This window comes from Nocardia barduliensis (genome assembly GCF_013315795.1).
Classification (GTDB): Bacteria; Actinomycetota; Actinomycetes; order Mycobacteriales; family Mycobacteriaceae; genus Nocardia; species Nocardia barduliensis.
Genome location: NZ_JABLTE010000218.1, coordinates 1 through 3788, shown reverse-complemented (window position 1 = coordinate 3788; position 3788 = coordinate 1). Strand labels below are relative to the sequence as shown.

The window sequence follows — 3788 nt, the reverse complement described above, 5'->3', positions numbered from 1 at the left end:
GTGTGGCCCTCCTGCGCGCCCCGGCCCTCCATCGACCAGGCCAGATAGATCATCAGATCGGCGACGGTCGAGGGCGGCAGCAGGGTTTCGTAGCGGCCCGCGGGCAGCTCGATCTTGCGTGCGGCCCAGTCCAGGCGGCGAGCCAGGTCCGCGAGCAGGCCGGATACGTCGACATCGGTGAAGTCGGCGGTGCCCACCCCGACCCACGCGCTGGCCAGATCCGTACCCTCGCCGCGCTTCCCGTTGATCTCCACCGAACCGGTGGGTTGCACGAAGCGGCGGCGGATGCCGGTCGAAGTGCCCAGCCACGTGGTGTGCATCTGATGGTGGGCGAAACCGTAGAGGCGGTCGGCGCTGTCGAACCCGGCGGCCAGGCCCTCGGCCAGATCGGTGAACACCTCGATGCCGGTGCCGCTCGCCGGGTCGGCCCAGTCGTCCTCGACGGCGTCCGGCTCGAGCAGCGGCATCGCGTCCCGCGCGGGCTCGGCGCCGCGGGCCGCCGCTTCGCTCGCGCGCACGACCCCTTCGATGTCGTCGGGGTCCACGCTGGTCGAGGCGATCGTGCCGACGCGGGCCAGGGTGGGTCCCGCGCGGAACACCGAGATCACCGCCCAGTTCCGCGACACCGACGACCCGTTGGTTGTCATGGAGTTCCCGGCCCAGCGCAGCGACGCCTCGTGCTCGTCGCGGACGATCACCATCGCCTCGTCGGCGCGCGACAGCGCCAGCGCCCGCTCTACGGTCGCGTTCGCGGGGAACAGATCGTCGCTCACTGGCCGGCCTCCGTCCGGGTGTTGAGGATGTTGACGCCGCGCACCAGGATCGACGGGCAGCCGTGGCTGACCGCGGCGACCTGGCCGGGCTGCGCTTTGCCGCAGTTGAACGCGCCGCCGAGCTGCCAGGTCGACGGTCCGCCGACCGCTTCCATCGCACCCCAGAACTCGGTGGTGGTGGCCTGATAGGCGACATCGCGCACTTGGCCGTCCAGCTTGCCGCCGCGGATGCGGAAGAATCGCTGTCCGGTGAACTGGAAGTTGTAGCGCTGCATGTCGATCGACCAGGACTTGTCGCCGACGATGTACAGGCCGTCGTCCACCCGGGAGATCAGCTCCTCGGTGGTCGTGTCGTGGTCCGGATCGGGTTGCAGGGAGACGTTGGCCATCCGCTGGATCGGCACGTGATGCGCCGAGTCCGCGTACGAGCAGCCGTTGGACCGCTGCAAACCCAGCCGCGGTGCGAACACGCGGTCGAGCTGATAGCCGACCAGGACACCGTCGCGGACCAGGTCCCAGCGCTGCCCGGCCACGCCCTCGTCGTCGTAGCCGACGCTGGCCAGGCCGTGCGCTTCGGTGCGGTCGCCGGTCACGTGCATGATCGGGGTGCCGTAGCACAGTGTGCCGAGCTGGTCGGGCGTCGCGAAAGAAGTTCCCGCGTAGGCGGATTCGTAGCCGATCGCCCGGTCGTACTCGGTGGCGTGACCGATGGATTCGTGGATGGTCAGCCACAGGTTGGTCGGGTCGATGACGAGGTCGGCAGGCCCGGCCTGCACGCTGGGCGCTTTCACCTTCTCGCCCAGCCACTCCGGGATCCGCGCGAGTTCGCCGTCCCAGTCCCACACGCCGTCGGCCCCGGTGACGTACTCCCAGCCGCGGCCCACCGGCGCGGCCAGCGTGCGCATCGTCTCGAACACTCCTGCCGAGGTGTCCACCGTGATCGCCTCGAGGCTCGGGTGCAGCCGCACCCGCTGCTGGGTGATCGAGGAGCCCGCGGTGTCGGCGTAGAAAGTCTGTTCCTTGACCTGCAGCACGCTCGCGGTGACGTGATCCACGCCGTCGGCGTGCGACAGGCGCGCCGAATAGTCCTGCAGCAGTGCGACCTTCTCGCCGGTCGGCACGGTGAACGGGTCGAGGTCGTAGGCCGATACCCAGCGCGCGTCGGCGTAACGCGGCTCGTCGGCCAGCTCGACGCGTTCCCGGTTGAGCGCCCGCAGCGTAGTCGCGACGGTGACGGCGGTGCGCGCCACTTCGGCGGCGGTATCGGGGGTGAGCGCGGCGTGCGACGCGAAACCCCAAGTGCCGTCCACGATCACGCGCACGGCCAAGCCCAGTTCGGTACTGTCGGTGACGGACTCGACCCGACCGTCGCGCAATCGGATCGATTGGGTGACCAGGCGGTGCACGCGCAGGTCGGCGTGCTCGGCGCCGGCCGCCGTGGCCGCGGCGAGGGCGGCGTCGGCGAGCACGGCCAGCGGCAGGTCGAGGAATTCGGCGTCGACGTCTCTGGATGTCGCGATGCTCACCCGCACCAACCTAGTCGTGCCGCCGCGTGCGTGTGCCGCGTGGTGATCCCTACCGTGAAAAAGCGCCTCGCGCGGATGCGCCGGTAGCGCAGCGTGAACGGCGCGCGCGACACTCGTGCTTCCGGCGTGTTGCTCGCCGGATGCCGTACTGTGCCCGCGTGCCGCCATCCCCCCTTCGTGACCGCAAACGCGAACGTACCCGCCGAGCCATTCTGGAGGCCGCAGCCGAGCTGTTCGAGACCAGAGGTTACGAGGAGACCACGGTGGCCGACATCGCCGCCGCGGCGGACGTCGGCACACGCACGTTCTTCAACTATTTCGCCAGCAAGGAAGAGCTGCTCTTCCCGGAATCCGACGAGCGGGTGCGCGCCGCGGTGGCGGCGATCGCCAGCAGGCGCCCCGGCGAACGTCCGGTGGAGGTCCTGCTGCGCGCGCTGCGCGCCGCGGGCGACAACCCCGGCGAGCATCTCGTCGACGATCTGCATGCCCGGATCGGTGCGCTGCGCGCCCAGGTGTCGCGCACCGTCCCCGCGGTCAGCGGCCGCGCCGCGCATGCCCAGCTGGTCACCCAGCGGGAGATCGCCAGGCAGTTGCACAAGGCGTTTCCCGCCGAACTCGACGAGGTCGGCGCCGCCGCGCTGGTCGGCGCCGTTGTCGGCGCCGTGTCGGGTGCGTTGACGGTGTTGTTCCAGCACCCGGTGGCCTGCGTGGAGGACGGCGAGCGGCTGCACCGCAAGATCCACGAGACGACCTCGCGGGTGCTGGAACCCTGGCTCGCCACCCAGCACGCCGCACCGGTGGGCTGATCAGCCGAACTGCTGCCAGCCCAGCCGGATCACCATCCCGATCACCACCACCAGCAGCACGATGCGCACGAACTCGGCGCCCTTGCGCAGAGCCATGCGCGTGCCGACCACGGCGCCGAGGACATTCGCCACGGCCATCCCCGCGCCGAGCGCCCAGAGGATGTGCCCGGTCGCGCCGAAGAAGAGCAGAGCGCCGAGGTTGGAGCCGCAGTTGATCACCTTGGCCATGGCGGCGGCCCGCACGAACTCGGTGCCGAGCAGGGTCGCGAAGGTGATGATCAGGAACGTCCCGGTGCCGGGCCCGAGCAAGCCGTCGTAGAAGCCGATCAGCCCCGCCGCCAGCGCGACCGTGAGGACGACCTTGCGCCGGGTCGGCGGGTGGGTGGCCAGGGTGACGCCGATCGACGGCCGCAGCGTGACGAAGACCGCGACGCCGACCAGCACCACCATCACGATCGGGATGAACAGCTCGCGGTCGATCAGCGAGACCGCGGCGGCGCCCGTCGCGGCCGCCGTCGCCGCGATCGTCGCCGCCGGCAGCAGCACCCGCCAGCGCATCGGCACCTTGCGCGCGAAGGTCAGTACCGAGGCGCTCGTCCCGGCGAGGGCCGCGAGCTTGTTGGTGCCCAGGGCGGTCTGCGGCGCGATGCCCGGGGCCACCACGAACAGCATCGGCAGGACGA

Annotated in this window: 4 protein-coding genes; 1 reads left to right on the top strand and 3 read right to left on the bottom strand. The window is 70.7% G+C overall.

Annotation, left to right across the window (positions count from 1 at the left end; genetic code table 11):
• Together HOV91_RS38530 and HOV91_RS38525 are read right to left on the bottom strand one after the other, a co-directional pair.
• Nucleotides 1-761, bottom strand: a 761-nt coding sequence (locus HOV91_RS38530; RefSeq protein ID WP_438822730.1) for a PmbA/TldA family metallopeptidase, incomplete at its 3' end; no start/stop codon positions are given.
• Nucleotides 762-769: 8 nt separating this feature from the next.
• Nucleotides 770-2299, bottom strand: a complete 1530-nt coding sequence (locus HOV91_RS38525) for a TldD/PmbA family protein (RefSeq protein ID WP_438822729.1) — start codon at nucleotides 2297-2299, stop codon at nucleotides 770-772.
• A 158-nt stretch (nucleotides 2300-2457) separates the two neighbouring features.
• Between HOV91_RS38525 and HOV91_RS38520 the strand changes: the two genes are divergently transcribed.
• On the top strand, nucleotides 2458-3105 hold the full coding sequence (locus HOV91_RS38520; RefSeq protein ID WP_312884944.1) for a TetR/AcrR family transcriptional regulator: 648 nt from the start codon (nucleotides 2458-2460) through the stop codon (nucleotides 3103-3105).
• Here the strand turns inward: HOV91_RS38520 and HOV91_RS38515 are convergent.
• A partial coding sequence (locus HOV91_RS38515) for a sulfite exporter TauE/SafE family protein (RefSeq protein ID WP_174190103.1) occupies nucleotides 3106-3788 on the bottom strand: 683 nt, incomplete at its 5' end.